The sequence below is a fragment of the Devosia ureilytica genome, assembly GCF_024273195.1.
Classification (GTDB): Bacteria; Pseudomonadota; Alphaproteobacteria; order Rhizobiales; family Devosiaceae; genus Devosia; species Devosia ureilytica.
Map to the genome: position 1 here is coordinate 607,544 of NZ_JAMZCU010000002.1, position 26,730 is coordinate 634,273.

Consider the following 26,730-nt stretch of genomic DNA (forward strand, 5'->3'; position numbering starts at 1 on the left):
AGCAGGCGGGGCGTGATCCCCGCCTGTTTTTTTGCTCCGCGATTTATGCTGCGGAACAAATTCCCCTCCCTCACAGTTGATTGACCACTTGCGTCAACCAACAAGAGGGTCATCCCATGAACTCCATTATCTACATCGTCGGCCTCATCGTTATCGTCATGGCCATCCTGTCCTTCATCGGTCTTGCTTGATCCAGGCCCAGGGAGGACAACCAAATGACTATTGATGCACCCGGCGGCGTCGCGATCGTCGAAACCACTTCCCAAGCAGAGCGCGAAAGCGCCGGCTATGTCGATTGGGGTTCCATTATCGCGGGCATCGTCTTCGCTTCGGCAATTTCTCTGGTTCTAATCACCTTCGGATCAGCGGTCGGTCTCAACTTTGTCGACTTCAATGCTCGCGAAGGCGCTCCGGCGTTCCTGATTGGCATTGGGGCGGCAAGCTGGTTCCTCTGGGTCCAGATTTCAAGCTTCATGGCGGGCGGCTATCTCACCGGCCGGCTGCGTCGCCGTCATTTCGATGCGTCGGAAGACGAAAGTGATATGCGCGATGGCGCCCATGGCCTACTGGTTTGGGGCGGCGCAATGATCATCGGCGCCGTGCTGGCCATTTCCGGCATCGGCGCTGCGGCTTCGACCGCAGGCAATGTCGCGGCCACGGCAACTTTGGCTGCATCCAATGCTGCCGAAGGCGCTGCGACCGAAGCCATGGATCCCAATGCCTACTTCATCGACACCCTGTTCCGAGGCAATACCGCTCCGGACCCGGAAACCGCGCGCGCTGAAGCGGGTCGGATCTTTGCCCAGGCCGCGCTCGGTGATGGCACCCTGGCCGATGAAGACCGCACCTATCTGGCCAATGTCGTGGCTGCCAATACCGGCCTGACGCCGGAGGAGGCACAGGCCCGTGTTGATCAGGTCGCGGCCAATATCGAGCAGGCTCGCCAGGAAGCTGTCGAGGCGGCCCGCATTGCCCGCAACACGGCCATTATCGCCGCGTTCCTGCTTGCTGCCTCGTCGCTGGTCTCGGCCATCGGCGCCTATTGGGCGGCCCAGAAGGGCGGCAACCACCGCGACAACAACACCGTCTTTGCCGACGTCTTCCGTCGGTTCTGATCGGGCAGCGAAAGGAGAATAGCGATGTTTAAGGGTCTCGCACTTTGGCTGCTCGGCGTGCCGATCTGGCTCATCATCATCATCTTCCTGGTCACGTGACCAGCACGATGTGGACTGCAAGGCGGGGAGCGATCCCCGCCTTTTTATTTGCTCTTGAGGCCGCGGATCAGCGCCTTCAGCACCTTGCGATAGTCGTCGATCTCTTCGGTTGGCGCCTGTGCCGCCCGGTCGAAAAGAGCATTGAGAAGCATTGCCAGGGGCCGCTCCGGCAAGGCCTTGATGGCTCCGGCGGCAATGGCGTGATCCACCGCCTCCACCAGCATATGGCGCCCTTGGCGCGTCTGGATGGCGTCCAAAGCCTCCCGCCCCAGCACAGCCGGAGCATCGACCAGCAAGATACGCCGCCGGCCCTCATCCCGCATGGCCTCGACAAGTCCGTCTCCGCCCTTGACCAGCGCCTTCACCGGTCCGGTCTCCTCGTCATCACCATCTGTCGCGGCGTTGATGGCGAGCGCCACCAGGGCATGTTCCTCCTCGACCACAGCGGTGAACAGCGCCAGCTTGTCGGCATAGTGGTGATAAAGCGCGCCGCGCGTCACCCCTGCCGCCGCCACGATCTCGGGCGTGCTGGTTTCCCAATAGCCTTTTGCGGCGAACAGCGCCCGCGCCGCCGAGATCAGCGCCCGCCGCGTCGCCATGCGGCGATCCTCCTGACGTCTCCTGACTTCCATCGGCGCGCCTCTTTGCCCAAACATTAAATTTCAGACAGGCAGAATGTTTTTAATTGAACGCCTTTGCAAGCCGTCGGCCAATATTATTCAATCTGGCCGCCCACCAGGGATGATGCGCTTGCGCCCTGTTCGCGTTCGGCCTAGCTCTGGCGCATTCCGGCTCAGAGCATTTTCATGACCAAGACCCTTTCCGATTTTTCCGCCAATCGCCTCGATGGAACGCCGCAATCCCTGTCCGATTATGCCGGACAGGTAGTGCTGGTGGTCAATGTCGCCAGCCAATGCGGCTTCACCCCGCAGTATGAAGGGGTCGAAGCGCTCTACCGGGCCCATAAGGACGCCGGCCTCGTCGTGCTCGGCTTTCCCTGCAACCAGTTTGGCGAACAGGAGCCCGGCAGCAACTCCGAGATTGCCCGGTTCTGCGCCATAAATTTCGGTGTCAGCTTTCCGCTGTTCGAGCGGGTGGACGTCAATGGCGACGCTGAACACCCGTTCTTTGGCTGGTTGAAGGCTTCGGCGCCCGGCCTGCTGGGAAGCCAGGCCATCAAATGGAATTTCACCAAATTCCTCATTGGACGGGATGGCCGGGTCATCGAGCGCTATGCCTCCACCACCGAACCGGCGGACATCGCCCCCGATATCGAAAAATTGCTGTAGCCCATCGGCCACAGCTTTGATCACATTCCTTCCGCAGCGGAACGGATCGGCCGCATTTCCGTTCGTTTGGCAAGGGGCAGATATGAGCCCGCCGGCCCCGGCGCGCTCCCCTTGTAAAGAGGGCGGCACCAAGCCGCCAATAGAAGGAATGAAACAATGAAAAAGACCCTTCTGGCCTCCGTGGCCGTGATTTCGCTTGCCTTCAGCCTGCCCGCCATGGCGCAGGACGGTGTTGTTGACGCTGATGCCGGCGCGGCCATTGGTCTGACCGGCGGCGCTGCTGGTGGTGCAACCATTGGCTTTCTGGCTGGCGGCCCGATTGGCGCCATCATCGGCGGCTTCGCTGGTGCCGTGATCGGTGCCGAAGCGGGCATTGCCACCTCCACCATCGAATATGCCGGCACCCATCCGGTCGAGCCCATCTATATCGAAGGCTCGGTCAGTGCTGGCGCCACCGTCCCGGCTGGCGTCACCATTTACCCGGTCGAGGGCGACCCGGCTTATGGTTATCTCTATGCCAATGGCCGCGTCTGGATCGTGGATCTTGCCACCAATACGCTGGTCTATTCGCCCGGCTATGTGGTGAGCCAGTCGGCTGCCGATTTCGCCATTGCCAATCCGGTTGAGCCGGTCAATGCCGAAGGCGATGTCGTGGTGGGTTACGTGCTGCCCGATGGCACGACCATTACCCCGGTCCCCGAGGACCCCTACTACGGCTATGTCTATATCGATGGCCGTCCGGCCTTGGTGGAAAGCAGCTCGCGCACCGTGGTCTGGGTCCAGTAACCAGCCATTGCAATCTTTGGCCGCCCGGACATCTGTTCGGGCGGCTTTGCTTTGCGCCGCCAATGCTTTAGATTTCCGCCCTGTATGAATTCGGGCGGCGGGGTCCGAAGGCGTTTGGAGGCGGGGGCCGATGGCCGATATTCTTGACTATTGCAAGGATCTCAAACAGGTCCGGTTCAAGTCTGGCCAGGTCATGCTGCCCGAGGGCGAGCGGCTGGGAAAGCTCCTGGTGCTGGTCGAGGGGCAGGTGGAGGTTATCCGCGAACGCACCCAGGTCACCCATGTGGATGAACCCGGTTCGATCTTTGGGGAAATGGCGGTGCTGCTCGACATGGCCCATTCGGCCACGGTCAAGGCGCTCTCCCCGGTTACCGCCTATGAAATACCCGATGCGCTGACCTTCCTTGATGGCCACCCGGAAATGAGCCTTCACATTGCCACCATGCTGGCGCGGCGGCTCTATTACACCACCTCCTACCTGGTCGATCTGCAGCAGCAGGCCGCCGGCAAGCGGCAGGACCTCGATCTGGTGGACCAGATTCTATCGACCCTGGTGGATCCGGCCGAGACCGGCAAGAAGCGGAAATGACCGGCAAGCCGTCTGTCACCATAGCCTATTGCACCCAGTGCAACTGGCTGCTGCGCTCGGGCTGGATGGCTCAGGAACTGCTGTCCACCTTTTCCACCGAACTAGGGCAGGTGACCCTGGTGCCCGGCACCGGCGGCATCTTTGAAATCCATCTGGGCGATGAACTGCTCTGGGAGCGCAAGCGCGACGGCGGCTTCCCCGATATCCGCCTGCTCAAGCAGATGGTGCGCGACCGCATCGACCCGGATCGAGATCTCGGTCATGTCGATCGGATTGGCCTTGAACAGTAATGGCTTTCCAATTGTGGCGGGTGCGCTAGTCTCCTTGCTGTGAATCACTCAGGGAGGCCAGCGTCATGGCACATAAATTCAATATCACGGCCGCAGCCAACGACCAGTTCAAGTTCGATTTCTCCTATAATGCCGAGAAGATTTTCTGGTCGGAAAATTACAAGCAGAAGGCCAGCGCTCAGAACGGCATTGATTCTCTGAAAAAGAACGCGCCGGACGCTATTGTCGTCGACCTCTCCAAGGACGAGACCGGGTCGGGCTACCGCTTCGAAATCGTCGCGTCCAAGGATGGTCAGCATTTCGTGCGCTTTGTCGCCTCCAATGGCGAAACCATGGCCCGCACCGAAACCTATGCCTCCAAGGCTTCCGCCAAGAACGCCATTGAATCGCTCAAGAAGAATGGCCCCGGCGCCGAAGTGGTTGACGCGTAACGCTTCACCATTCCCAAGGCCGACCTCCTTGCATTAGTCTCCCGGCGAACCACTTCCGGGAGACATCTCATCATGCGTATCACGTCCGTGCTTCTCGCTGGCGCCGCCCTGGCGTTCTCGGCCCTGCCCCTGGCGGCCCAGGACCTGCCCGACCTGGGCGGCCGCACCATCCACGCTGTCACCGAAAACGCCTATTACCCGCTCAATTTCGCCGGCCCGGACGGGCAGGGCATCGGGCTCGAATATGACGTGATCAACGAGGTCGCCAAGCGCCTCAACGCGAGCGTGGAGTGGGACCTCACCGCCTGGGACGTGATGATCGAAAGCGTACGCACCGGCCAGTTCGATATCGGCGCCGATGGCATCACCATCACCGCCGAGCGCGAAGAGCAGATTGATTTCACTGTCCCGTTCATCACCGTCGAGCAATATTTCCTCGTACGCGCCGATGAAGAGCGCATCACCGGGCCTGAGAGCTTTGCCGAAAACACCGATCTGCTGTTCGGCGCCCAGGCCGGTACCTCGTCCTTCTACACCGCCATCTACGATGTTCTCGACGGTGACGAAGCCAATCCGCGGGTGAAGACCTTCGACAGCTTTGGCGCTGCCGTTCAGGCCGTCAAGGCCGGCGACGTTGACGCGGTCATCGCCGATCAGGCCGCCTCGGCAGGTTACATCGGCGCCGACCCAGGCGCTTTCAAACAGGCCGGCGCCGCCATCAAGTCCGACCCCTTTGGTTTCATCCTCACCCCCGGCTCTGACCTCGTCGAACCCGTCAACGCTGCCCTCGCCCAAATGCAGGCCGACGGCTGGCTCGACGAGCGCATCAACTACTGGTTCTTCGAATACGCGGCGAATTGAGGCCTGATTGTCTGCATGAGTTTGTGATCCTTGCCCCACCCTCACTCCCTCCCCATCAAGGGGAGGGAGGCGCAAGCCAGATGGCCCGTGTTCATCGTCTCCCTCTCCCTTGTTGGGAGGGATAAAGGGTGGGGGTGGCCATGCCCTCCACACCCTCGTATGCATTCCCAATGACCCACCGTCCCCGCCGCCCAACCCTGTTTGCCCGCTTGCCCTATTGGCTCCTCGCCATTGGCCTGCTGTTCGTGCTCGGCCTCTGGGCGATCACCAGCAACCAGACCTATGGCGAGATCTTCCGCACCCTGTCGGGCGGCGTCCTGACCACGCTTTGGGTCACCATCCTCGCCTTTGCCGCGGCGACAGTCCTGGGTCTGCTTATCGCCCTGGCTCGCACGTCGAGCCATCGCCTGCTGCGCGAATTGGCGACATTTTATGTCGAGATCATCCGCGGCATCCCCATTCTGGTGTTTCTCTTCTACATCGCCTTTGTCGCGGCCCCGGCCATGGTGGCGGGTTTCAATTTTGTCGTCTCGCCCCTCATCGATTGGGGCTGGATCACCCCGGCCAGCGTGCGCGGCTTCGATTTCGTCTGGCGCGCCATTTTTGCCCTGACGGTCTGCTATTCCGCCTTCATCGCCGAAATTTTTCGCGCCGGTATCGAGGCGGTGGGGCGCGGCCAGATCGAGGCGGCGCGCTCGCTCGGGCTCTCCCGCTGGCATTGCTTCCGCCACATCATCTTCCCCCAGGCCCTGCGCACCATCCTGCCGCCGCTGGGCAATGACTTCGTCTCCATGGTCAAGGACTCGGCGCTGGTTTCGGCGCTCGGGGTGCAGGACATCACCCAATTGGGCAAGCTCTCCGCCTCATCGAGCTTTCTATTCTTTGAGACCTATAACGTTGTCGCCTTCCTTTACCTCACCATGACCATCTCGCTCTCCCTCTTGGTGCGCTGGCTGGAGCAGGTCATGGACAAAAGGGTATCGCGATAGAGTGTTCCTGGCAGACGTGCCAAGGGTTCTGCGGTTCTTGAACGCGACAGCGCTTGCACGGCGGGCCGGTGGTCCCCATCTTGCAAGCGTCACCATTGGAGAGCTCCATGCACGCCATCGCCCGCATCGCCATCGTCGCCGTCGCCGCCCTGAGCCTTGCTGCCTGTGGCAATCGCAACGAGGTTGGCAATGTCGGGGTCGACTGGACCGGCAATGACATCTCCATCGAGGCGCTGGCCGACCCTGAGGTGGATGGTGTCGTGTGCCACCTGTCCTTTTTCAATCGCTCCTTCATTGACCGCATGAGCCAGGGCAATTGGTTCGAGGACCCTTCCTATTCGGCGCTCGATTGCTCGGTGGTGGGTCCGGTCACGGTGGGCGACATCAATACGAACGGCGGCGAGGAAATCTTCCGCGAGGGGCGCTCCCTCATCTGGAAGTCGCTGCGCGTCACCCGCATCTATGACGCGGCCAATAATGCGCTGATTTACCTGGCCCATGCGCGCGAGATCCAGCAGGGCTCGGGCAAGATGAGCCTGTCGGTGGTGCCGCTCAATGGGCTCGACGTCACCTGGGAAAATGGCGCCCCGGCGCCCCAGCCCATGCAGGGCTCGGTCATGGTGCAATAGCCAGGGCTGTCTGCCTCGAAGGCATTTGTCTCTTACTTGAGAAAAATCGTCACTTGCTTTGACAGGCGCCAGCAAGGTGGCGCGCTCACCTTCTCCCGGTCAACTGGTGCGCCGGGAGGGACCCGTGAGGTCAGCGCTTGACTATGTGGCGGCCAATGCCGCCGATCTGGCCTATGGGCTGGCTTTCTTCATGGTCTGCTATCTCATCGCGCGCCTGCTCAAGGTCCCGCCACCCGTGGCCCTGGCCTTTGCCGTACTGCCCATGGTGGTGCTCTATTGGCTGCAGAACCCCAATGCGCCTGCCCGGCTGATGGCGGCGCTAACCTGATCTGACCAGTCGGTCCTGTCCATTTTCGCAGTCGGCAAGCGGTGAGAACAGCTTGCCGAACGCGGCCTGAACTGCGCAAAAGCGTTCCGCCTGACACCGCTTCAAGCGTCAGGCTTCAGCACGATATTCTCAGCAAACAAACAGAGGACCCGCCTGGAAGCGGGCAAAGGAAGACGACCATGGCAATCCTGATTGGCGATACCGCTCCCGATTTCACCCTGCCCTCCACCGAGGGCACCATTGCCTTCCACGACTATGTCGATGGCGCCTGGGCGGTGTTGTTCAGCCACCCCAAGAATTTCACCCCGGTCTGCACCACCGAGTTGGGCTACACCGCCAAGCTCAAGGACGAATTCGCAAAGCGTGGCGTAAAGGTGCTGGGCCTTTCGGTCGACAAACTCGAGGATCACGCCGGCTGGGCCAAGGATATCGAGGAAACCCAAGGCACCGCGCTCAATTTCCCGCTCCTGGCCGATACCGAGGGCGAGGTCGCCCGCAAATACGACATGATCCACCCCAATGCCGACAATACCCTGACCGTGCGGTCGCTCTTCGTCATCGGGCCGGACAAGAAGGTCAAGCTCAAGATTGAATACCCCGCCTCCACTGGCCGGAACTTCAATGAGATCCTGCGCGTGATCGACAGCCTGCAGCTGACGGCCAAGCACCAGGTGGCCACCCCGGTGAACTGGAACCAGGGCGAGGACGTCATCATCGTGCCTGCCGTTACCAATGAAGCGGCCAAGGCCAAGTACCCCGATGGCTGGAAGGAACTAAAGCCCTACCTGCGCATCGTGCCCCAGCCCAAGGGCTGAGGCCCTTCATTCAGTTTCTCCCTGACCAACTTGGGGGGCGGTGGCGCGGCCATCACCCCCTTTTCTCTGCCCTTTGGCGGCCCAAGCTGCCACATTCGCGCCCCATTTCGGGCCTGCTCCGGCTTTTTCGGTCGTGCTTGGTGGCTCCAAAGACCCGTTTTCTGGCCTTTGGCGACGCTTTGCCGGAACCGTTGCCCATCGGACACACCGCGCAAATCGGTTCCGCTCACTCCGACAATCGGGCTTTGATGCGGCACGCTGCCGGAAAAATGCGGATTCTCGTTCTAAGGTTTCCCGATTCTGAACGGTCCGGCCAAGCGCTCACTGTGCCAAATCCTGTGCTTTGGCGGCATCAAACTGGGGCGTCAGGTCGCAGGCGGCCCATTTGGCCCAGATTCCGGCCCGGCCTGCCTCTATTGAAGCGGCATCGACAATTTCAGCGAGCCTCTGGACCATTGACTAAGACAGCCGTAATCGCCGCCGCATCGGCCGCAGCCCTTCTCCTCCTCACCCCTGCAGCCTATGCCCAGTGTGGTGGCGCCTCCTGGTACGGTCCCGGATTTCACGGCAAGACTGCCGCGTCCGGTCAGACTTTCGACCAGAACGCCATGACCGCGGCGCACCGGACCCTTCCTTTCGGTACCAAGGTCGAAGTGACCGACCAGTCCACCGGCAAGTCGGTGGAAGTCACCATCAATGATCGTGGCCCCTTCGTGGGCAAGCGCATCATCGATCTTTCCAAGGGCGCCGCAGCGGCCCTCGGATTTCAGAACAAGGGCGTGACGTCGGTCTGCATTGCGCAGCGCTAGAGCGCTTCCAGCAAAACTGGCTCCGGTTTTGCGGTCGGAAACGCAACAAGACAAACATTTGGGGCAATTCAGCGTTTCATAGAAATGGTGAATTGATCCAAGCTCTCGCCTCTCAAGATCATCAAGGGCCGCCCGACATTCGGGCGGCCTTTTTGTTTGGTCGCGACCTGGGCGCTCACAGGTCCGGCTGCCGGGCGACAAAGTCGCCGATATTATCCCGCTCTGTGCCGATATCGGCCAGCAGCCGGTCGTCGAGCGTGGCCAGTTTACGCCGGGCAATATTGCGCAACCGCCAATTGTGCAGCCTGCGTACAATGGGTTCAAACATCTTTGGTCTCCTTGAATGGAACGCAGCCGACCGGCATCGCAGGACCTCCATCCTGCGTTTCAAAATTGATATGATCGGCTGTGTCTTCGGACAGATCCTGCTGCCCGCTACTGCTACAATTGCGAATTTTCGCTGCCTGGCGCTATAGTCAGGATCGAAACACGCTTTGCAGGGATGAAAAATGGATTTCGCCTGGGACGACCTTCGGCTGTTTCTTGATGTCGCACGGCTGGGCGGCCTCACTGCCGCGACCCAGACCACCGGCCTTTCGGCCGCCACTCTCGGGCGGCGGGTCACGGCGCTTGAACATCATGTGGGCGAGCCGCTCTTCCTGCGCAGCCAGACCGGCTACCGGCTGACGCCGGCGGGCGAGGAGCTACTGTTGCGCGCCGAAGAGGTCGAGGCGGCCATGCTCTCGCTCAAACGCTGGAAGGACGGCGCCATGGGCGAGCGGGTCGTGCGCGTCTCAGCGGGGCCCTGGACTTCGGCTTTTCTGGCGCGCCACATTGCCGGCATCTGGACCGCCGCGGACCGTTTCACGCTCGAACTGGTGACGGCCAGCCATAAGGTCGATATCGGCCGCCGCCATGCCGATATCGGCATTCGGAACCAGCGCCCCACCGAGCAGTGGCTGGCAGGACGCCTGGTCGGCAAGGTGGCCTATGGCCTCTATGCCCGGCCCGAAATGATCAGTGGCGTGGCCGCGGGCTATTTTGTCGGCGTTGCCGGCGAGGCCAGCCAGACCCATTCGGCTCGCTGGCTGCAGGCCCGCCATGGCGACCGCATCGCCACGCGCGGCAATGACGCCATGAGCGTCCTGGAACTGGTGGCCGCCGGGGCCGGCATGTCGGTGTTTCCCTGCTTCGTGGGCGACAGCGAGGCGCGGGTGGCGCGCATGGCGGGGATCATCCCGGAGTTGGAAACCGAGCAATGGCTGGTCTGTCATCATGAGGAGCGGCATGTGCCGGCCGTGCGCACCGTCACCGAGCGCATCGCCGATCTGCTGCGGGAGCACGCGCCCCTGTTTCGCGGCGATCTGGGCGAGCGTCAGTAAAGATTTTCAGTAATATTTCGCATTAGAGGTATGTTAGCAGCTTGCCTCCAGTATTCGGCACGGACGCAGAAAATATTGGCGGGCGATACTATGCGTGCATACGCTTATGTCGTGGGTTCCGGCATCGGGCCGGGATCGGCGCTATTGGACTTGGCGCGAGGGCTCGGCTTTGCCGGCGTGTCCTCCTATTCGGGCATTACCCAGGCCGAGCAGCAGGCGCAGGTCACCCCGCTCTGCTTTTTCCTCTGTGCCGCCACCGAGGATTTCGCCAGCCTGCGCAATGTCGCCAATGCCGTGCGCTTCAGCACCACGCGCCGACTTCGGTTCTCGCCGCTGATCTACTTTGCCGAAAGTCCGTCGGTGGACGGCATCAATGCCTGCCTCAATATGGGGTTTGATGACATCATCACCATGCCTTTTACCCGTAAGCGCGTGCTGGATCGGGTGGCGCGGCAGGTGGGCCAGAATGTCACCTATTATGAAACGCCCAGCTATTTCGGGCCGGATCGCCGTGGCCGCGACGCGCCGCAATCCAGGGTTCAGGACAAACGTCACGGTGGCCCTTTCCGAAGGCTCGAAATTATCCGCAGCCTCACCAGCGGGGTCAATGTGCTGCGCGACGAGCAGTTTGCCTCCGCGCTCATGTGACCGGAATGCAATCGTTGCAATAAACCGTTCTACGCGCCGTCGGCACCTATTCTCAGCCCTGGCGAAATGGCTTAGCCTCACGGGCAATAACCTTTATTGAGCACTAAACCAAAATGCGATTCGGCCTTGCGCTGCCGCCCCAGATCAAGGTCTTCGGGGCCTTCTTTGTTTATTCCTTTGCCATGGGCTCAATGTTCCCGCGCCTTCCCGATATTCAGGAGGCCATGGGTGTGGGCGAGGGCCAGCTTGGCCTGGCGCTGATCGGCTCGGCCGTCGGCACGTTGATTTCATTGACCTTTGCCGGGCGCTTCATCGAGGCCGTGGGCTATCGCCGGGTGCTGCTGGCCGCCATTCCACTGCTCTCGGCGCTCTATGCGCTGGCAGTCTGGGCGCCGGGGCCGCTGGTGTTCTTCCTGCTGCTCGTGCCGGTGGGCCTCACCATTGGCTGCATCGAGGTGATCATCAATATCGAGGCCGACCGCGTCGAGCATGCCATTGGCCGCCGTATCATGAGCCGCGCCCATGCCTTCTGGAGCCTGGGTTTCTTCACGGCCGGCATGGTCGGTTCCTTTCTGGCGCAGGCGGGCCTGTCGACGCAGCTGCATCTGATGATCATGATCCCGGTCATCCTCGTTGCCACCCTGGTGGTGCTCGGCCAGTTCCAGCCGGCTGCCCATCGCGCCGGCTCCAGCACCGATGAAACCCCGCGTTTTGCCAGGCCAACCCCGGCGATCATGGCGCTCGTGGCCGTGTGCCTCTCGGCCCTCCTGATGGAAGGCGCCGGCATCGACTGGTCGGCCATCTATATGCGCGACCTCTTTGCCGCCGCTCCCTTCTGGGCCGGTTTTGCCGTGGCGGTGGTTGCCGGTTCGCAGGCCGTGGCGCGCTTTTTTGCCGATGGTTTCGTTGACCGTTTCGGGCCGGTGCTGGTGGCGCGTGTGCTGCTCAGCGTGCTCGGGCTGGGCGTGCTGCTGACCTTCCTCTCGCTCTCTGCCTGGTCGGCCTATCTTGGCTTTGCCATGATCGGCATTGGCTCGAGTGCCCTGTTCCCGCTGGCTATGTCGGCGGCGGCGCAGCAAACCGACCGCCCGGCCGCCATCAATGTGGCGGCACTGGCGCAGTTCTCCTTCACCGCTTTCCTGTTGGGGCCGCCGCTCCTGGGCATGGTCGCCGAGCATTTCGGCATCCAGTGGACCTTTGGCATCGGCCTGCCACTGGTGCTGTTGGGCCTGGTCTCGGTGCAGGTGCTGGCGCCGCGCCCGGTCAACAAGCTGGTGACGCCATGATTGCCCCGCAACACCGCATCTATGCCTGCTTCTTCTTTTTCGCGGTCACCACCGGCGCGCTCATGGCGCGCCTGCCCGATATCCAAACCCACCTGGGGGTGAGCGAGGGGCAATTGGGCCTGACCATGATCGGCATGGCCATCGGCTCGCTGATTTCCTTGACCGTGGGCGCCCCCATTGTCGACCGGCTTGGCTTCCGCACCACTGCCTTTGTCACCACGCTCGGCCCGGCCATTCTTTTCGCCACCATTCCCTGGTTGCCCGTAGCGCCAGCCGTCTTTGCGGTGCTGTTTCTCGTCGGGTTGATGGCCGGCGCGCTCGAAATCAATCTCAATGTCGAAATCGACCGCCTCGAAGTGCATACCGGCAAGCGCTTCATGAACCGGGCCCACGGCTTTTGGAGCGTCGGCTTCTTCATCACCGCCCTCTTCGGTGCCATGATCCGCCAGTCCGGCCTTTCTGCAGGGCTGCACACCGGCATCGTCGCGCTCATCGTCGTTACTGTCGGCGGCTGGCTGATCTTTGGCGCCACCAATGCGCCCCGCACGGGGCGGGGCCTTGCCGAAGGTGCCGGTCACCGCTTTGCCTTCCCCAGTGTCGGGCTGCTGCCGCTCTGCCTCATCGGCTTTGCCGCCTTCCTGGTCGAGGGCGCCGGCATCGATTGGTCGGCGATCTACATGCGCGACGTCTTTGCGGTGGAGCCGATTGTCGGGGGCATGGGCCTGACGCTCTTTGCCTTCTGCATGGCGGTAATGCGCCTCTCGGCCGACCCTATCGTTGCCCGCTATGGGCCGCGCAACGTTGCCATGGTCATGCTCAGCTTTGCCAGCCTGGGTGCGCTGCTGGTCGGCGTGGCGCCGCATCCGGCGCTGGCCCTGCTTGGCTTCGCGCTGATGGGGGCCGGCTGTTCCGCGGTTTATCCGCTGGCCGTCTCCGCTGCCGCGCAGCGCACCGATCGGCCTGCCGCGGTCAATGTGGCCGCGCTGGGCCAGATCAGTTTCGTGGTCTTCTTCCTCGCCCCGCCGCTCCTTGGTTTCGTGGCGGAGTTCTTCCACATTCGCGCCTCCTATCTCGTCTGCCTGCCCTTGCTGCTGGCCGGGCTCTGGGCGTCGAGCTTTGCACTGGGCCACAAAAAGGTGGACACTCCGCTTGGCCTGCCCGCTGAACCGCTCGGACCCAATGGCTGAAGACCTGAACCCGCCGAACCTGCCCCCGATTGTCGATCTTCGGCAATCGGCCACGGCGCTGCGGGTGCAACGCGGGGTCATGCGCATGCTGCGCGCGCGCCATGACATGGCCTGCTATGCCGAAGTGCCGCTGCGCAACGGCCGTCGCGCCGATGTGCTGGCGGTCGGCCCCAAGGGCGAGATATGGATCATCGAGATCAAGTCGAGCCTCATCGACTTTCAGGTCGACCGAAAGTGGCCCGAATACCGCGAGTTTTCCGACAAGTTCTTCTTTGCCAAGCCGCCCGAGCTGGACGCCGAAATCTTTCCTCAAAGCGAAGGGTTGATCGTTGCCGATGGGCACGATGGCGCTATTCTGCGCGATAGTCCCGATACGCCGCTGGCGCCCGCCCGCCGCAAGGCGCTGATGCTCAAGCTTGCCCGCATGGGCGCCGACCGCATCCACGCGCTGATGGACCCGGGGCCAATGGTTTGAGCGTGCTTTCGATCAAGGCGCAGCCCCTGGCCCAGGTTGGCAATGCGACGGGCGAAAGCCCGGTATGGGACGAGGCGAGCGGCGCGCTCTATTGGCTCGACATTCCGCATGGACTGATCCAGCAACTTGCCGCCGATGGCACCATCAGGCGCTGGACCGCACCCATGATGATCGGCTCCATCGTCCTGGCCGCCACCGGCCGATTGCTGGCCGCAACCGCTCAGGGTTTTGCCCGCGTCACGCTCCATGACGACGGCACGGCCGGTCTCGACCCAGTCGCCGATGTCCTGGCCCCCGGCAGCGGCATGCGGTTCAACGATGGTGCCTGTGACCGGCAAGGCCGGTTCTGGTCCGGTACCATGCGCCTGTCCCCCGATCCGACCCGACCTGAAGGCATGCTCTATCGGCTGGGCGCCGATGGCACGGCCACCCCGCAAGCCAAGGGTCTCCTCACCCAGAATGGCCTCGCCTGGAGCCCCGATGGGCGGGTGATGTATCTTTCCGATTCGCACCCAGCCGTGCGCACCATCTGGACCTTCGACTTCGATCCCGAAAGCGGCACGCCCTCCAATCGAGAGGTGTTCGGCAATGATCTGCCCGGTCGCCCCGATGGTGCGGCCATGGATGCCGACGGCTGCTATTGGACCGCGGCCACCGATGCCGGGAAAATCCTGCGGCTGACACCCGCGGGCCGGATCGACGCCGAAATCACTGTTCCCGTGCGCAACCCCACCAATCTGTGCTTTGGCGGGCCGGATCTCCAAACCATCTTCATCACATCCCTGCAGCCGGGCGGCGCAGTCTTGCCGGGGGCAGGGGACCTGTTCAGCGCCCAAGTGCCCTTCAAGGGCATGCCCGAACCACGCGCCGTCCTCTCCAGCAAAACGCCCCCACCGGACGAAATGGTCTCCGCCCGCCTTCCCCCGCCGGCCAATTGGTCCTAGGTCCTGCTGCATGATTTCCACCCATTGGCGCATTGTCGCGCTGTTCTTCACCCATGCCCTGGCCGCCGGCGCCATTCACACCCGCATTCCCGACCTGCAGTTGATGATCGGCCTGTCCGAATCCCAACTCGGCCTGGTGCTGATGGGCCAGCCGCTCGGCGCGCTGTCCATGTTCCTGTTTTCCAGTGCCATCATCGAGCGCTTCGGCCCGCGCCGCATGATCCTCTGGCTGCTGCCCAGCGTGGTGATCACGGCGGCCCTGGCGACCGTCCTCCTCAGCCCCGTGGCGCTGTTCGTGTTGCTGGCGCTCAATGGTGTCGGCTTTTCGCTGACCAATATCGCCATGAATGTCGAGGCGGACCGGGTTGAGGCGGCCAGCGGCGCCCGGGTGATGAACACCTGCCATGGTGCCTGGAGCGTGGGCTTTCTGATCACTGCGCTGCTGGGCGCAACATTGCGCGGGCTGCATATCTCCCCCGCCGTGCATCTGTGGGGCCTGGCGCCCGTCGTGATCGCGCTGATCTTTCTTGTCGTGTTGCCCATGCCCAATATGCCGCCCCGCGCCCATGCCGCCGACAAGGTCCGCAAGCTGGCCTGGCCGACGCTGGCAACCATGGGCCTGGTGGCTTTCGGCCTTGGCGCAGGCCTCACCGAAGGCGCCGCGCGCGCCTGGTCGATCATTTATCTGCGCGACAGCTTCGAGGTTGCGCCCTTCATCGAATCCTTGGCCCTGCCGGCCCTGCTGCTCGCCATGGCCGGTGGACGGCTGGTGGCCGACCGCGTCATCGACCGCTTCGGACCGGTGCCGGTGGCGCGCAGCCTCTCGGCCCTCGCCATTGCCGGCCTGTTGGTGATTGTCCTGGCGCCCGTGGCCTGGGTCGCGCTCCTGGGTTTCCTCGCCGTGGGCGTGGGCATCTGCGTGCTTTATCCGCTGATGCTCTCGGCTGCAGCGCGGCTTGGGGATCGTCCCGCCAGCCAGAACGTGGCGGCCACAACGCTGATCTTCCAGTTTGTCAATCTGGGCGCACCGGGCTTCATCGGGGGCGTGGCGCAGGGCTTTGGCGTGCGCATGGCCTTTGCCGTGCTCATTCCCCTGCTGGTGCTGACCTTCGCCATGGCGGGCAGGCTACGCCCTAGAGATTGAAAACCCGGCCCGGCTGGAACTGGCCGAACTGCACGGCGCCGGTGGCCAGCACCTTGCCCTTGAAGCTCACCCAGCATTCATCCAGCGATACCGGCGCACCCGAGCCGGTCAGCAATACCGCATTGCCATGACCCACCGCATTGGCCTGGCCGGCGTCGAGCCTGATTTCGGGCACGCCTGCGAGCCCGGCCGAAACCGGCTTTATAAGGGCGTCGCGCTGCTCGCCCGCTTCGGCGGCTTCCAATTGGTCGATGGTCACGGCGTCGGCATCGGTGAAGGGGCCCACGGCGGCGCGATGCAGCCGTGTCACATGCCCCACCGTGCCCAGCGCCTCGGCAATGTCACGGGCCAGCGAGCGCACATAGGTGCCCTTGCCGCAGGTGACCTCCAACACGCTCTCTTCGGCCCCATGTTCGACCAGCGTGATGCCATCGATGTCGATGGGGCGGGCCGCCAGTTCCACCTTTTCCCCGGCCCGGGCCAGGTCATAGGCGCGCTCGCCATCCACCTTGATGGCGGAAAAGGCCGGTGGGCGCTGCATGATCGTGCCGGTGAACCGCGGCAGCACGGCTTCCAGGGCTGCCCCGTCCGGGCGCACATCCGAGGTCGCAATCACTTCGCCTTCGGTGTCGTCGGTGGTGGTGGCGCGGCCCCAGCCGATGGCGAAGCGGTAGATCTTGATGCCGTCCTGCACCTGCGGCACGGCCTTGGTCGCTTCACCCAGGGCAATGGGCAGGATGCCGGTGGCCAGCGGGTCGAGCGTTCCGGCATGGCCGGCCTTGGCGGCACTCAGCAGCCAGCGCACCTTGCCCACGGCCTGGGTCGAGGTGAAGTCATATGGCTTGTTGAGCACGATCCATCCGGAAATGGCGCGCTTCTTGGATTTGGGCTGGCTCAAGGTCAGTCTTCGCCTGTGTCGTCGTCGTCCAGATCGCGTTTGACCCGCTCGGAGCGCAGCAGCGCATCGATGCGGCCGGCCTCCTCGAACGTATCATCCACGAAAAAGCGGACTTCCGGGGCATATTTGAGGTTGATCAGCGGCGCGACCTGTCCGCGGATAAACTTGCGGTGGCGGTTGAGCGCTTCCACGATTTCTTCGGCATGCATGCCGCCCAGCGGCATCACATAGGCATTGGCGAGCTTGAGGTCAGGCGTCATGCGCACTTCGGGCACGGTCACAACCGCGCCGACAAGGGCTTCATCCTCGATGTCACCCCGGGCGAACATGGTTGCCAGGGCATGGCGCACCAGTTCCCCGACGCGCAGCATGCGCTGGCTCGGGCCAGCGGGCTTGTTGTCTTTTTTCATGGGCAAGCGGATTAGGCCCTCCCGGGTCTGCCGTCAATCCGCAAGGGTAAGCGTCACCTCGGTGGCGAGCCGCGCCATCTGGGCTTCCACCACCGCCGCCGGCACCGGCCAGCTGCTCGGCGTGGAGGGGTCAAAGGCGTCGCCCCGCCATTCCTGATAGACCATGCCCAGGCCCGCCTCGGATTTGTAAAAGCCCATCACCATCACTTCGCCCTGCCCGGCGAAATCGGCAAAGCTGTCGAGATAGGCGCCACAGACATAGCCCACTGGGGGCAGCTGGTCGCCCTCGTCGGGCTCAAGCTGGAACAGCGCCACGGTCTCGGGCTGGCATGATCGCGCGTAGACATTGATGACCACCGAGCGAAACTCGGCAAGGCTCATGCTGGCCTGATTTGAAATGCGCGCACCGTAAAGCGTGGACCAGAAAGCCTCGCCTTCGCCGCGCGGATAGATTTCCAGATGCGACTGTCCGCTTTCTTCCAGAAACCGCGTCGAAACCACCTCGGAAAGCGCCTCGACGCTGCTGGCGTCCTCGACCCAGTCGGGTGCCGGCAGTGTTAACCGCTGTCCCAGCGTTTCCAGGGTCAGCTGGCCGTTTTCACTGCTAAACGGCAGGGCGCCGGCCACTTGAGCGGCAGCATGTGCGCTCATCAGCAGCAGGGCAGCCAGTGGGGCCAGCGCATATTTCATCAAGGTCACGGGGTTCTCCTGACACCCGAAAATTACATCAGTGCCAACAGCGAAAGCCCCCTCCGCATCGACACGCTGACGATTAGGGGGACAGGCTTCCACGCGCAAGAGCGGCCCGAACGGGAGGATCAGAACGCCGGGTGGTTGCGGAGTTGCTGCAACACTCCAACCATGCGCTCACCAAGGCGCTACCCCCGAGCGGTGCGGGGCAGGGGGCTTTCCGGCAGCAGCCGGTGCGGCGGCTGGTGTCCGTCCATGAAGGCGCGGATATTGACGATCACCGCCTCCCCCATCTCCACCCGGGCCTCGAGCGTTGCCGAGGCCATGTGTGCGGTCAGCACCACATCATTGCTCTCCGCCAGCGCCAGAAGGCGTGGATTGATGCCCTCGCGGTTCTCGAACACATCGAGCGCTGCCCCGGCCAGATGCCCGCTTTCCAGCCGCTCGATCAGCGCCGCCTCGTCCAGCAGCTCGGGGCGGCTGACATTGATCACATAGGACCCCGGCTTCATCGCATCGAGTCTCTTGGCGGAGAGGATGTGATGCGTGTCACGGGTCAGCGGCGTGTGCAGCGAGACGATATCCACGGCCGCCAGCATGGCATCAAGATCGGGCCAATAATGGGCATCGAGCGGCGTTTCGACCGCCGGAGGCCGGCGATTGCGCGAATAATAATGGATGGTGAGGCCGAAGGCGCGGGCGCGCTGCGCCACGGCGGTGCCGATCCGGCCCATGCCGACAATGCCCAGAGCCTTGCCGCGCAGCCTGTGCCCCAGCATCGAGGTTGGCGACCAGCCGGCCCAGGCCCGGTCGCGCAGCAGCATCTGCGTGCCTTCCACGAGCCGCCGTGGCAGCGCCAGCATCAGCGCCGTGGCCATGTCGGCCGTGTCCTCGGTCAACACCGAGGGCGTATTGGTGACGGTCAGTCCCGCGGCCCAAGCCGCATCGAGGTCGATATTGTCCACACCATTGCCGAATTGGGCGATCAGCCGCACGCTGGGCGGCAGCCGGGCAATCAGCGCGGCGTCGATCCGGTCGGTGATGGTGGAAACCAGCACATCCTTGCCCACCAGCCCCTCGAGAATATCCTCGCTGGCCAGCGCCGCATCGGCATCATTGACATCGGTTTCGAACAGGGTTGCCATGCGCGCTTCAATGCTCGCAGGCAGGCGCCGGGTCACCAGAATCTTGGGTTTGCTTGATGTCATGCGTACCAGTGAAGGGCCAGCGCCAGGCGACACGTCAGCCGCCTTCAGCGACCATTAAGGAACTTTCGCTAGTGATAGGGCAAATCCAACCCGTCTGCAAAGTGATGTTATTTTTGCCAGCCTTGCCGGGCCGTATTCGCGCCCTAGTTCTGATCCTGCTGGCCCTTTGCGCAGCGCTTCCAGCCCTGCCACCCGTCCTGGCGCAGGACAATCCCAGTGGCCTGGCCTTGCCGCGCTTTGTCACCACCCGCTCGCACCCCATTAATGTCCGTGTCGGTCCTGGTACGCGTTATGAAATCGCCTGGAACTATACCGTCTCGGGCGTGCCGGTAGAGATCATTCAGGAATTTGATACCTGGCGCAAAATCCGTGACATGGACGGGGACGAGGGCTGGGTGCACCAGAGCCTCCTCTCAGGCAGTCGTGCCGGTTATGCCGCGCCGCTTCTGGCCAATGGCGAAGTGCTCATGCATGCCGGCAAATCCGATGACGCCGCGACGCGTGCCCGGCTGGCTGCCGGTGTGAGGGTCAACATCAGCGAATGCGATGGCGCCTGGTGCAACATTGCCGCCGGCCAGCCCGGCGAACGCCAGGCCTATTCCGGTTGGGTGCGCCAGGAAGAGCTTTGGGGCGTCTATCCCAACGAGGAATTTGACTAACTCGCGGCGTCAAGCTCGGCCAGAATATTGGTGCGCTCCCGGCCCCGCCGCACATCGTCCTCCAATTTGGGGCACGAGGCGCAATAGGCGTCGGGAAAGGCCAGGTAGTCGAGGCAACACCCCTTGCGCGCCATGATAGCCACCTGCCGCCCGTCATGGAGGTCGAGTGTTTCCAGCCCGCCATGCCCCTTGAGCCCCATGGCTTCCAGCCAGAGCGCGCAAAAGCGATATTGCTCCTCGATGCTGATCTCGGGGCGGTAGTGCTTGAGGCGCACCATCAGTGACAGCATCCGGTCGGTCAGCAGCCGCAGCGCCGGCACCCGCTTGAGCCTTGTGACGGCATTGATGTCGACCAGAAGCGCATCAGCCATGGCCCGCAAGTCCCGGCCCGCCTGGGCAATCAGCGTTTCGACACTGCCCTCAACCTGCGGTCCGGCCTTGAGCCGATAGCCATCGACATCCAGATTCTGCCGCGATTGCGACAGCGTGGTCACCGCGGGCAGGGCGCCATGCAGATGCACCGCGATCACCGCCAGATAGGCCGGCTGCCACAGCAAATTGGTCCAAAGGCGCACCGCATAAAACGGTTGTCCGGCCGCCGGATAGGCCGCCTCCAGCCGCGCATAAAGCGTTGCCAGGAAGTCGCCATTGTCCGCGCCCATCGTGTACCAGCCGGGCAGGTGACCGCCTGGCGATCCCTTGAGAAATCCCGTCGCCGACGCCGCCGTGGCGATGAACCGGGTCAGCGCGATATCGTCATTACTCTGGGCGAATAGATAGTTTCGGGTGGTCAAGATCAGCTCGCTGGTGAGGCTCAAAGTCCTACCCGGTTCAACCGGAGGAGGAAAGTCACCTTTGTTGCGCGCCGTCGTGCCCGCGTTTCTACCAATGCCCGCCTTTACTCGCCGCTTGGGCACGCCGCCGCAGTCTTGATCGACCAGATCATTCGCCCTGGAGGCTCGAATGCGAAGGCTCCGCTTGTATCTGCTGGCACATCAGGGCGGCACCGCCGTCATAGAATTCGCCATTCTCACGCCGGTCTATCTGCTCATGCTCACCGGCATGCTGGCCTATGGCATTTACTTCGGGGCGGCCCACGCCCTGCAGCAATTGGCTGCCGATGCCGCCCGCACCGCCATTGCCGGGCTCGACGAAGCCGAGCGCAACTTGCTGGTGTCTGACTATCTGTCGCGCAATGCCGCCGCCTATATGCTCATCGACCCGGCCCGGATCGAGCATGACATTGGCGACAGCCCCTCCGACCCCAATCAATATGTGGTGCGCCTCACCTATGACGCGACCCATCTGCCGATCTGGAACCTTTATCCGCCGCTGCCCCTGCCCAGTTCCACCCTGGCCTATGGCGCCACCATCCGGCGGGGCGGGATATGAGCTGGTCCTGGCCGGAATTTGGCCGCGATGAGCGCGGCAACATGGCCATTCTGTTTGCCTTCGGCTTCACCGTCTCGGCCATGGTGTCGGCGGTGGCGGTCGATGCCGCCTCGCTCTATCACGAGCGACGCATGATGCAGGCTGGGGTCGACCTGGCAGCTATTTCGGCGGCGACCGATCCCTCGCGTGCCGTCGAAATCGCCCAGTCCGTGCTGGTGGGGGCGCGGCTCCTTGCCCCGGCCAGCACGGATGGGCTGACCGTACTCACCGGCCGCTACAGCCCGTCCACACCCGCTATCGCCAACCGCTTTGTCCCCGGCGCGCAGCCGGCCAATGCCGTGGCGGTTGCGCTGGAACGGCCCGGTACGCTCTACTTTGCTTCCGGCTTTGCCCCGGCGCCCGCCATCAGCGCCTCCGGCGTCGCTGCCGTTACCCCCGAAGTCTCGTTTTCGCTCGGCTCCCGCCTCGCTAGCCTCAACGGCGGTATCGCCAATGCGCTTTTGTCCGATCTCCTTGGGACCACCGTCGCGCTCTCGGTCGCCGACTACTCCGCCCTGGCCGCGGCCCGCGTCGATGCGCTGACATTCCTCGATATGCTCTCCCAACAGATGGGACTGAGCGTCGGCACCTATGATGAACTGCTGGCCATGCAGGCTGACGCCGGGCAACTGGCCACGGCGCTGGCGGAACTGACCACTGGCCCGGTGCGCACGGCGCTGCTGACCCTTGCGGGCGGCAGTCACACCCTCACCCTTTCCAATCTGGTGTCGCTGGGGCGGTTGGGAGGCCTGCCACTGGGCAGTGGCGGCGGCGCCGAACTGTCGCTCTCGGTGCTCGAAGTCCTTGCCGCCGCCGCGGCCCTCGCCGATGGCGACCGGCAAATGTCGCTCAACCTTGGCGCTGCCGTGCCCGGCCTTGTAAGCCTCCGGCTCGATCTGGCGCTGGGCGAGCCGCCACAGGGCGGCGGCTGGTTCGCCATCGGCCCGGCCGGCACAGTGCTGCGCACCGCCCAGGTCCGGCTGCGCTTGCAGGCTGAACTGCTCGGCGGGCCCGTGCTGCTGGGCGCCGGGGTCAAGCTGCCGCTCTGGCTGGATCTGGCCGAGGCCGAAGCCGTGGTCGCCAGCGCCACCTGTCCCTCGCCCGCCAGCCCCTATGGCAGTGCCACTATTCTTGCGCGTCCCGGCGTGGCGCAATTGGCGCTCGGGTCTCTGAGCGACGCGACGCTCTATGATTTCGGCGCCACCCCGCCGCTCGATCCAGCGCTCATGATCAACGCCCTGCTGCTCAAGGTCACCGGTTCGGCCCTTGTCGAGGTGGCACAGACCACTCCGGTGGAGCTTGATTTCTCTTCCGCCGAAATCGCCGCGGGCACGCTCAAGACCGCAACCACCCAGACCCTTGTGGCCTCGCTGGCCGGATCGCTCCTGGGCAATCTCGATCTCACCATCAATGTCCTGGGCCTCGGCCTGGCGACGCCCGCCGTCATTGCCCAGTCGCTGCGAGACCTCCTGGCGCCACTGGCGCCAACCCTTGATATGACCATTGCCAGCGTCCTCGAAACGCTCGGCCTGGGCGTCGGGGAGGCCGATGTGCGGGTCTATGGCGTGCGCTGCGACCATCCGGTCCTCGTGGGCTGACACGAGCGTTTCGAGCAAAAGTGGTCCCGGTTTGGTGGCTCGCAAACCAAGGGAACGGCGCCATGCTTTCGGCGCAGCCGCCAAAAAATCCCACAATTTACCGCCCACCCACTTCCGACTCTGTGGCGTGCGCGATAGTCTGATGCACGTACATCTGGGAGGATTGCGCACATGAGCGCCAAGCGCCTTGGTATCGGCTTTATCGGTACCGGCAATATTTCGTCGGCTTATCTCAAGGCCATTCTGGGCAAGGACGGCATGCCCGGCTTTGGCGTGCTCGACGTCAAGGGGCTGGCCGATATGCGTCCCGACGCCGCCAGCGCCCGCGCTGCCGAATTCGGGCTTCAGTCCATGAGCGTCGAGGCCATGCTGGCCGATCCCGCGATTGACCTGGTGGTCAACCTCACCATTCCACGCGCCCATGTTGAAGTGGGCCTGCAGTGCCTGGCTGCCGGCAAGCATGTCTATTCCGAAAAGCCGCTCGGCATCACCTTTGCCGAGGGCCGCAAACTGCTCGACGCCGCCAAGGCGGCCGGCCTGCGCACCGGTTCGGCGCCCGATACCTTCCTCGGCGGCTCCCACCAGCAGGCGCGCGCCGTGGTCGATAGCGGCGTTCTGGGGCAGTTGGTGGGCGGTACCGCCTTCATGCTGTCGCCGGGCCACGAAAGCTGGCACCCCGACCCGGCCTTCTATTACGACCTGGGCGGCGGGCCCATGCTTGATATGGGCCCCTATTACATCACTGATCTGGTCAATCTTCTGGGCCCGGTGGCCCAGGTGTCGGCCATGTCGTCTCGCCTGCGCACCGAGCGGACCATCACCTCCGAGCCCAAAAAGGGCCAGACGATGAAGGTCAGTATCGACACCCATGTCACCGGTGCTCTCGGCTTTGCCAATGGCGCCATCGTCCAGATCGGCATGAGCTTTGACGTCGCCGCGCACAAGCACGTGCCGCTCGAACTCTATGGCACCGAGCAGAGCCTGATTGTCCCCGATCCCAATTTCTTCGGCGGCACGCTTGAGATACGCAAGCGCGGTCGCGAGGAGCAATGGACCGAGGTGCCGGTGACCGCACCCTATGCCGATGGCAATTACCGCTCGCTCGGCGTTGCTGACATGGCCTCGGCCATTCTCGAAAACCGCCCCCATCGTGCCAATGGCGACCTGGCCCTGCATGTGCTCGAGGTCATGGAGGCCTTTGAAATCGCTGCCCGCGACGGCCGCACCGTGGACATCAAGACCCCGGTCACCCGCCCCGCCCCGCTGGCGGAAAGCCTCAAGGACGGGGTGCTGGGCTAGTCCCCGCGCCTGCCAGAAACGCAGGGCCGTCCTCGGGCATGACCCGAGGACCTGTCCAACGAGCACTATACTGTCGTTAGGTTTGCTCTGCGTGCGAGTGGCCGGGGCATCGGCATGCCGATAGTGCCCTCGGGTCAGGCCCGAGGGCGGCTTTGAGTAGGTTGAACCGGCCTACCAGTACCACCCCAAGGCGTCGGCCGTTTCCTTGTTGAAGTGCAGCGTCACCACGGAATTATTGCTGGGGTCGGTGGCCCCATCGACATAATGGCGCTGCGACAGTGTCACGGTCTCTGCGGCCTTGTCCTGACCCTGATACTGATAGTCGAAGCAGTCGTCGCTATCGGCAGGCGCGATCTGGCCATAGATCTCCGCCTTCAGTGCCGCCAGCGCCCGCCCTTCGATGGCATTGCCATCGTCGCGTTCATAGGCCCGCACCGAGGGCACCCAGTCAAATCCGGTCTCGCAGATATAGCGATCCTCCCGGAATTCGGCCACGTCCACAAAGGAAATGTCGGTCTCCTCGCTCCAGGGATTGGAAATCTCGTAGCTGGCGCCATTGGCATCGACCGCGAGGTAAATGTCCGACCAGGCGCAATTGCTCTCCTGCTGGTTATAGCACCAGCGTTCGGCCCCCATCATCAGCACCGCCACATCGCTGATCGGGATCAACTTGCCGGCCTTGGTCTTGTCGATGACCGCCTGGCTTTGGGCGTCCTGTCCCAGCCCGGGCACGGCGCTGCCCATAACCAACACGAGTAACAAAGCAAGACGACGCATGCGATCCTCCCGAGATAGCTTGGTCGCCAATCTAGATCGCTTGCAGCAAGAGTGCCAACGGGTTTTGCGGTTCAGAAGCGGGACAAAACAAGGGCTTAGAGCAGTTCAGCGTTTCAACAAAACGGTGAAATGCTCCTGCGTACGATCAGGGCGGACGAAACGGGCTCTTGACGGCACGCCCAATATGTAACATTAAAAGTTACATGAAACGCTCAAGCCGACTTTCCATCGCCCTGCACGCGCTCGTGCATCTGCATGCCCAACCGGGCAAATCGCTCACCTCGGCCAATCTGGCCACGTGCCTGATGACCAATGCGGTTGTGGTGCGCCGGGTGCTGGGCGAGCTGCGCGAGGCTGGCATTGTCGAGGCCAGCAAGGGCCCCAATGGCGGCTGGAGCCTCATGCGCCCGGCCACCGACATCACCCTGCGCGACGTCTATGTCGCCATGGGCGAACGCCTTCTGCGCACCGAAAGCGATCCTGGCGATGCCACCTGTGCCATCGTGCGCTCGGTCGATCGGGTCATGACCGAATTTCTCGACGACGCTGAGGCGCTGCTGGCGGCGCGACTGGCCCGCGTGCGCCTGAGCGACATTGCTGCCAACGCCATGCACGCGGGGTTCCCGCGGCTGGACTGAAACTTAAATCCTGAGCGGACGTCCACATTGCCCGATGGGCAATGATCGATGCCGCTCGCCTTTTGAAAGGACAAGATATGCAGGACGTCATCATCGTCGGCGGCAGCTTTGCCGGCCTCACCGCAGCCATGCAGCTGGGCCGCGCCCGGCGCAAGGTCAGCGTGCTCGACACCGGCCTCAACCGCAACCGCTACGCCGCTCATGCTCATAATATCCTTGGCCATGATGGTACCCCGCCCGGCGACCTGCTGGCCCGCGCCCGCGCCCAGGTGGAGCATTATCCCACTGTCCAACTGGTCCAAGGCAAGGCTATCGCCATTGCCGGCGAACCGGACAATTTCGCTATCACCACCGAAGATGGCGCAAGCCTTGAAGGGCGGCGGGTCATTCTCGCCTATGGCATTGTCGATCACTTCCCGGCCATTCCCGGTTTTGCCGAGTGCTGGGGCAAAACCGTCATCCACTGCCCCTTCTGCCATGGCTATGAAGTGGCGGGGCAGCGCTGGGGCCTGGTCTATTCATCCCCCATGTCGCTGCATGGTCCGGTGCTCTACGCCAATTGGACCGACGACATCACCCTCTTCCTCGACGGCCATGAGATCATCGAGCAGGAGCGCAGCAAGCTCGACAAGCGCGGCGTCAAGATCATCGACGCAAAGCTCAAGTCCATCCGTCACGACAATGGCCAACTGCACAGCGTCGCAACCGAGGATGGGCAGCAGGTCGAGCTTGAGGCCCTTTACGCCCACCCGCGCAATCACCCCTCCGCCGATCTCCATGCCCAGCTCGGTCTGGATATGACCGAGACGCCCACCGGCACCATGATCGCTGTCGGCGACATGCAGGCCACCTCCCGCCCCGGCATCTACGCCGCCGGCGATCTCACAACCGCCATGCATTCAGTCACCTTCGCCAGCAATTCCGGGTCCATGGCCGCCATGGGCGTGCTGCAATCGATGATGGGCTAGTTCCTCTCCCCCTCGGGGAGAGGTGGCTCGGCGAAGCCGAGTCGGTGAGGGGGATCTG

33 protein-coding genes are annotated in these 26,730 nt (G+C 63.3%); 25 read left to right on the forward strand and 8 right to left on the reverse strand.

Features of this window, described 5'->3' with window-relative positions; genetic code table 11:
* Positions 1 to 215: 215 nt before the first annotated feature.
* Entirely contained in the window at positions 216 to 1,115 is a 900-nt protein-coding gene (locus NIM87_RS07005; RefSeq protein ID WP_254673915.1) for a TerB family tellurite resistance protein, read from the forward strand.
* A 143-nt stretch (positions 1,116 to 1,258) separates the two neighbouring features.
* On the opposite strand, the gene NIM87_RS07010 is transcribed toward NIM87_RS07005, so the two are convergent.
* Complete coding sequence (locus NIM87_RS07010) at positions 1,259 to 1,846, reverse strand: TetR/AcrR family transcriptional regulator (protein ID WP_254673916.1); 588 nt, start codon at positions 1,844 to 1,846, stop codon at positions 1,259 to 1,261.
* Between the two features lie 174 nt (positions 1,847 to 2,020).
* On the opposite strand from NIM87_RS07010, the gene NIM87_RS07015 reads away from it, so the two are divergent.
* From NIM87_RS07015 to NIM87_RS07070, 11 genes are all read left to right on the forward strand, one after another.
* Complete coding sequence (locus NIM87_RS07015) at positions 2,021 to 2,503, forward strand: glutathione peroxidase (protein ID WP_254673917.1); 483 nt, start codon at positions 2,021 to 2,023, stop codon at positions 2,501 to 2,503.
* 156 nt (positions 2,504 to 2,659) lie between these two features.
* Positions 2,660 to 3,289 (forward strand): DUF1236 domain-containing protein, encoded by a 630-nt coding sequence (locus tag NIM87_RS07020; RefSeq protein ID WP_254673918.1) that lies wholly within the window; start codon positions 2,660 to 2,662, stop codon positions 3,287 to 3,289.
* A 130-nt stretch (positions 3,290 to 3,419) separates the two neighbouring features.
* Entirely contained in the window at positions 3,420 to 3,878 is a 459-nt protein-coding gene (locus tag NIM87_RS07025; RefSeq protein WP_254673919.1) for a Crp/Fnr family transcriptional regulator, read from the forward strand.
* On the forward strand, positions 3,875 to 4,168 hold the full coding sequence (locus NIM87_RS07030) for an Rdx family protein (protein ID WP_254673920.1): 294 nt from the start codon (positions 3,875 to 3,877) through the stop codon (positions 4,166 to 4,168). The genes NIM87_RS07025 and NIM87_RS07030 overlap by 4 nt, the downstream gene beginning before the upstream one ends.
* 65 nt (positions 4,169 to 4,233) lie before the next feature.
* Positions 4,234 to 4,599 (forward strand): YegP family protein, encoded by a 366-nt coding sequence (locus NIM87_RS18795; RefSeq protein ID WP_408640048.1) that lies wholly within the window; start codon positions 4,234 to 4,236, stop codon positions 4,597 to 4,599.
* A gap of 72 nt (positions 4,600 to 4,671) precedes the next feature.
* Entirely contained in the window at positions 4,672 to 5,460 is a 789-nt protein-coding gene (locus tag NIM87_RS07045; RefSeq protein WP_254673921.1) for a substrate-binding periplasmic protein, read from the forward strand.
* A 170-nt stretch (positions 5,461 to 5,630) separates the two neighbouring features.
* Entirely contained in the window at positions 5,631 to 6,449 is an 819-nt protein-coding gene (locus tag NIM87_RS07050; protein WP_254673922.1) for an amino acid ABC transporter permease, read from the forward strand.
* A gap of 107 nt (positions 6,450 to 6,556) precedes the next feature.
* Positions 6,557 to 7,078 (forward strand): CreA family protein, encoded by a 522-nt coding sequence (locus tag NIM87_RS07055; RefSeq protein WP_254673923.1) that lies wholly within the window; start codon positions 6,557 to 6,559, stop codon positions 7,076 to 7,078.
* 124 nt (positions 7,079 to 7,202) lie between these two features.
* A complete protein-coding gene (locus NIM87_RS07060; RefSeq protein WP_254673924.1) occupies positions 7,203 to 7,406 on the forward strand; it encodes a hypothetical protein in 204 nt (67 codons plus the stop codon).
* 179 nt (positions 7,407 to 7,585) lie between these two features.
* Positions 7,586 to 8,221, forward strand: a complete 636-nt coding sequence (locus tag NIM87_RS07065) for a peroxiredoxin (RefSeq protein WP_254673925.1) — start codon at positions 7,586 to 7,588, stop codon at positions 8,219 to 8,221.
* A 455-nt stretch (positions 8,222 to 8,676) separates the two neighbouring features.
* Positions 8,677 to 9,030 carry a septal ring lytic transglycosylase RlpA family protein gene (locus NIM87_RS07070; RefSeq protein ID WP_254673926.1) on the forward strand — a complete coding sequence of 118 codons (354 nt, stop codon included), beginning with the start codon at positions 8,677 to 8,679 and terminating at the stop codon, positions 9,028 to 9,030.
* A gap of 175 nt (positions 9,031 to 9,205) precedes the next feature.
* Here the strand turns inward: NIM87_RS07070 and NIM87_RS07075 are convergent, their stop codons facing one another.
* Complete coding sequence (locus NIM87_RS07075) at positions 9,206 to 9,358, reverse strand: DUF1127 domain-containing protein (protein ID WP_254673927.1); 153 nt, start codon at positions 9,356 to 9,358, stop codon at positions 9,206 to 9,208.
* A 181-nt stretch (positions 9,359 to 9,539) separates the two neighbouring features.
* Here NIM87_RS07075 and NIM87_RS07080 point away from each other — a divergent pair, with 181 nt between their 5' ends.
* The 7 genes from NIM87_RS07080 (at position 9,540) to NIM87_RS07110 (ending at position 16,096) form a co-directional block, all read left to right on the forward strand.
* Entirely contained in the window at positions 9,540 to 10,412 is an 873-nt protein-coding gene (locus NIM87_RS07080; RefSeq protein WP_254673928.1) for a LysR family transcriptional regulator, read from the forward strand.
* Between the two features lie 90 nt (positions 10,413 to 10,502).
* Entirely contained in the window at positions 10,503 to 11,060 is a 558-nt protein-coding gene (locus NIM87_RS07085; protein ID WP_254673929.1) for a response regulator, read from the forward strand.
* A gap of 113 nt (positions 11,061 to 11,173) precedes the next feature.
* Positions 11,174 to 12,346 (forward strand): MFS transporter, encoded by a 1,173-nt coding sequence (locus NIM87_RS07090; protein ID WP_254673930.1) that lies wholly within the window; start codon positions 11,174 to 11,176, stop codon positions 12,344 to 12,346.
* Positions 12,343 to 13,533, forward strand: a complete 1,191-nt coding sequence (locus NIM87_RS07095) for an MFS transporter (RefSeq protein WP_254673931.1) — start codon at positions 12,343 to 12,345, stop codon at positions 13,531 to 13,533. The genes NIM87_RS07090 and NIM87_RS07095 overlap by 4 nt, the downstream gene beginning before the upstream one ends.
* Positions 13,526 to 14,008, forward strand: coding sequence for an MmcB family DNA repair protein (locus NIM87_RS07100; RefSeq protein ID WP_254673932.1), 483 nt, complete (start codon positions 13,526 to 13,528; stop codon positions 14,006 to 14,008). The genes NIM87_RS07095 and NIM87_RS07100 overlap by 8 nt, the downstream gene beginning before the upstream one ends.
* 2 nt (positions 14,009 to 14,010) lie before the next feature.
* Positions 14,011 to 14,952 carry an SMP-30/gluconolactonase/LRE family protein gene (locus NIM87_RS07105; protein WP_254674089.1) on the forward strand — a complete coding sequence of 314 codons (942 nt, stop codon included), beginning with the start codon at positions 14,011 to 14,013 and terminating at the stop codon, positions 14,950 to 14,952.
* Positions 14,953 to 14,962: 10 nt separating this feature from the next.
* On the forward strand, positions 14,963 to 16,096 hold the full coding sequence (locus tag NIM87_RS07110) for an MFS transporter (RefSeq protein ID WP_254673933.1): 1,134 nt from the start codon (positions 14,963 to 14,965) through the stop codon (positions 16,094 to 16,096).
* Here NIM87_RS07110 and truB read toward each other — a convergent pair.
* The 4 genes from truB to NIM87_RS07130 all read right to left on the reverse strand — a co-directional run bounded on the left by truB (position 16,086) and on the right by NIM87_RS07130 (position 19,302).
* Positions 16,086 to 17,000 (reverse strand): tRNA pseudouridine(55) synthase TruB, encoded by a 915-nt coding sequence (gene truB, locus NIM87_RS07115; protein WP_408640055.1) that lies wholly within the window; start codon positions 16,998 to 17,000, stop codon positions 16,086 to 16,088. The genes NIM87_RS07110 and truB overlap by 11 nt on opposite strands.
* Positions 16,997 to 17,404: a 30S ribosome-binding factor RbfA gene (rbfA, locus tag NIM87_RS07120; protein ID WP_254674090.1), complete on the reverse strand. Its 408-nt coding sequence runs from the start codon at positions 17,402 to 17,404 to the stop codon at positions 16,997 to 16,999. The genes truB and rbfA overlap by 4 nt, the downstream gene beginning before the upstream one ends.
* Positions 17,405 to 17,437: 33 nt before the next feature.
* The gene (locus NIM87_RS07125; RefSeq protein WP_254673935.1) at positions 17,438 to 18,103 is read right to left on the reverse strand and encodes a hypothetical protein; all 666 of its coding nucleotides are present in this window, start codon (positions 18,101 to 18,103) and stop codon (positions 17,438 to 17,440) included.
* Positions 18,104 to 18,282: 179 nt separating this feature from the next.
* Positions 18,283 to 19,302 (reverse strand): 2-hydroxyacid dehydrogenase, encoded by a 1,020-nt coding sequence (locus NIM87_RS07130; RefSeq protein WP_254673936.1) that lies wholly within the window; start codon positions 19,300 to 19,302, stop codon positions 18,283 to 18,285.
* A gap of 113 nt (positions 19,303 to 19,415) precedes the next feature.
* Here NIM87_RS07130 and NIM87_RS07135 point away from each other — a divergent pair, with 113 nt between their 5' ends.
* Positions 19,416 to 19,961 carry an SH3 domain-containing protein gene (locus NIM87_RS07135; RefSeq protein ID WP_254673937.1) on the forward strand — a complete coding sequence of 182 codons (546 nt, stop codon included), beginning with the start codon at positions 19,416 to 19,418 and terminating at the stop codon, positions 19,959 to 19,961.
* Here the strand turns inward: NIM87_RS07135 and NIM87_RS07140 are convergent.
* Entirely contained in the window at positions 19,958 to 20,779 is an 822-nt protein-coding gene (locus NIM87_RS07140; RefSeq protein ID WP_254673938.1) for a siderophore ferric iron reductase, read from the reverse strand. The genes NIM87_RS07135 and NIM87_RS07140 overlap by 4 nt on opposite strands.
* A 145-nt stretch (positions 20,780 to 20,924) precedes the next feature.
* On the opposite strand from NIM87_RS07140, the gene NIM87_RS07145 reads away from it, so the two are divergent.
* The 3 genes from NIM87_RS07145 (at position 20,925) to NIM87_RS07155 (ending at position 24,289) form a co-directional block, all read left to right on the forward strand.
* Entirely contained in the window at positions 20,925 to 21,353 is a 429-nt protein-coding gene (locus NIM87_RS07145; protein WP_254673939.1) for a TadE family protein, read from the forward strand.
* Positions 21,350 to 22,990 (forward strand): TadG family pilus assembly protein, encoded by a 1,641-nt coding sequence (locus NIM87_RS07150; RefSeq protein ID WP_254673940.1) that lies wholly within the window; start codon positions 21,350 to 21,352, stop codon positions 22,988 to 22,990. Before NIM87_RS07145 ends, NIM87_RS07150 begins: the two co-directional genes overlap by 4 nt.
* Positions 22,991 to 23,161: 171 nt before the next feature.
* Positions 23,162 to 24,289, forward strand: coding sequence for a Gfo/Idh/MocA family protein (locus NIM87_RS07155; RefSeq protein WP_254673941.1), 1,128 nt, complete (start codon positions 23,162 to 23,164; stop codon positions 24,287 to 24,289).
* A 171-nt stretch (positions 24,290 to 24,460) separates the two neighbouring features.
* Here NIM87_RS07155 and NIM87_RS07160 read toward each other — a convergent pair whose 3' ends face one another.
* Complete coding sequence (locus tag NIM87_RS07160) at positions 24,461 to 25,066, reverse strand: hypothetical protein (protein ID WP_254673942.1); 606 nt, start codon at positions 25,064 to 25,066, stop codon at positions 24,461 to 24,463.
* 203 nt (positions 25,067 to 25,269) lie between these two features.
* Here NIM87_RS07160 and NIM87_RS07165 point away from each other — a divergent pair, with 203 nt between their 5' ends.
* Together NIM87_RS07165 and NIM87_RS07170 are read left to right on the forward strand one after the other, a co-directional pair.
* Positions 25,270 to 25,704, forward strand: a complete 435-nt coding sequence (locus NIM87_RS07165; protein WP_254673943.1) for an RrF2 family transcriptional regulator — start codon at positions 25,270 to 25,272, stop codon at positions 25,702 to 25,704.
* Between the two features lie 77 nt (positions 25,705 to 25,781).
* Positions 25,782 to 26,672, forward strand: coding sequence for an NAD(P)/FAD-dependent oxidoreductase (locus tag NIM87_RS07170; RefSeq protein ID WP_254673944.1), 891 nt, complete (start codon positions 25,782 to 25,784; stop codon positions 26,670 to 26,672).
* Positions 26,673 to 26,730: the final 58 nt, after the last annotated feature.

Bases quoted from the DNA above. Each gene is read 5' to 3' on its own strand.
- NIM87_RS07005 (WP_254673915.1), top strand. From the start codon at position 216: ATGACTATTGATGCACCCGGCGGCGTCGCGATCGTCGAAACCACTTCC.
- NIM87_RS07010 (WP_254673916.1), bottom strand. From the start codon at position 1,846: ATGGAAGTCAGGAGACGTCAGGAGGATCGCCGCATGGCGACGCGGCGG.
- NIM87_RS07015 (WP_254673917.1), top strand. From the start codon at position 2,021: ATGACCAAGACCCTTTCCGATTTTTCCGCCAATCGCCTCGATGGAACG.
- NIM87_RS07020 (WP_254673918.1), top strand. From the start codon at position 2,660: ATGAAAAAGACCCTTCTGGCCTCCGTGGCCGTGATTTCGCTTGCCTTC.
- NIM87_RS07025 (WP_254673919.1), top strand. From the start codon at position 3,420: ATGGCCGATATTCTTGACTATTGCAAGGATCTCAAACAGGTCCGGTTC.
- NIM87_RS07030 (WP_254673920.1), top strand. From the start codon at position 3,875: ATGACCGGCAAGCCGTCTGTCACCATAGCCTATTGCACCCAGTGCAAC.
- NIM87_RS18795 (WP_408640048.1), top strand. From the start codon at position 4,234: ATGGCACATAAATTCAATATCACGGCCGCAGCCAACGACCAGTTCAAG.
- NIM87_RS07045 (WP_254673921.1), top strand. From the start codon at position 4,672: ATGCGTATCACGTCCGTGCTTCTCGCTGGCGCCGCCCTGGCGTTCTCG.
- NIM87_RS07050 (WP_254673922.1), top strand. From the start codon at position 5,631: ATGACCCACCGTCCCCGCCGCCCAACCCTGTTTGCCCGCTTGCCCTAT.
- NIM87_RS07055 (WP_254673923.1), top strand. From the start codon at position 6,557: ATGCACGCCATCGCCCGCATCGCCATCGTCGCCGTCGCCGCCCTGAGC.
- NIM87_RS07065 (WP_254673925.1), top strand. From the start codon at position 7,586: ATGGCAATCCTGATTGGCGATACCGCTCCCGATTTCACCCTGCCCTCC.
- NIM87_RS07075 (WP_254673927.1), bottom strand. From the start codon at position 9,358: ATGTTTGAACCCATTGTACGCAGGCTGCACAATTGGCGGTTGCGCAAT.
- NIM87_RS07080 (WP_254673928.1), top strand. From the start codon at position 9,540: ATGGATTTCGCCTGGGACGACCTTCGGCTGTTTCTTGATGTCGCACGG.
- NIM87_RS07085 (WP_254673929.1), top strand. From the start codon at position 10,503: ATGCGTGCATACGCTTATGTCGTGGGTTCCGGCATCGGGCCGGGATCG.
- NIM87_RS07090 (WP_254673930.1), top strand. From the start codon at position 11,174: ATGCGATTCGGCCTTGCGCTGCCGCCCCAGATCAAGGTCTTCGGGGCC.
- NIM87_RS07095 (WP_254673931.1), top strand. From the start codon at position 12,343: ATGATTGCCCCGCAACACCGCATCTATGCCTGCTTCTTCTTTTTCGCG.
- NIM87_RS07100 (WP_254673932.1), top strand. From the start codon at position 13,526: ATGGCTGAAGACCTGAACCCGCCGAACCTGCCCCCGATTGTCGATCTT.
- NIM87_RS07110 (WP_254673933.1), top strand. From the start codon at position 14,963: ATGATTTCCACCCATTGGCGCATTGTCGCGCTGTTCTTCACCCATGCC.
- rbfA (WP_254674090.1), bottom strand. From the start codon at position 17,404: ATGAAAAAAGACAACAAGCCCGCTGGCCCGAGCCAGCGCATGCTGCGC.
- NIM87_RS07130 (WP_254673936.1), bottom strand. From the start codon at position 19,302: ATGACATCAAGCAAACCCAAGATTCTGGTGACCCGGCGCCTGCCTGCG.
- NIM87_RS07145 (WP_254673939.1), top strand. From the start codon at position 20,925: ATGCGAAGGCTCCGCTTGTATCTGCTGGCACATCAGGGCGGCACCGCC.
- NIM87_RS07150 (WP_254673940.1), top strand. From the start codon at position 21,350: ATGAGCTGGTCCTGGCCGGAATTTGGCCGCGATGAGCGCGGCAACATG.
- NIM87_RS07155 (WP_254673941.1), top strand. From the start codon at position 23,162: ATGAGCGCCAAGCGCCTTGGTATCGGCTTTATCGGTACCGGCAATATT.
- NIM87_RS07160 (WP_254673942.1), bottom strand. From the start codon at position 25,066: ATGCGTCGTCTTGCTTTGTTACTCGTGTTGGTTATGGGCAGCGCCGTG.
- NIM87_RS07165 (WP_254673943.1), top strand. From the start codon at position 25,270: ATGAAACGCTCAAGCCGACTTTCCATCGCCCTGCACGCGCTCGTGCAT.
- NIM87_RS07170 (WP_254673944.1), top strand. From the start codon at position 25,782: ATGCAGGACGTCATCATCGTCGGCGGCAGCTTTGCCGGCCTCACCGCA.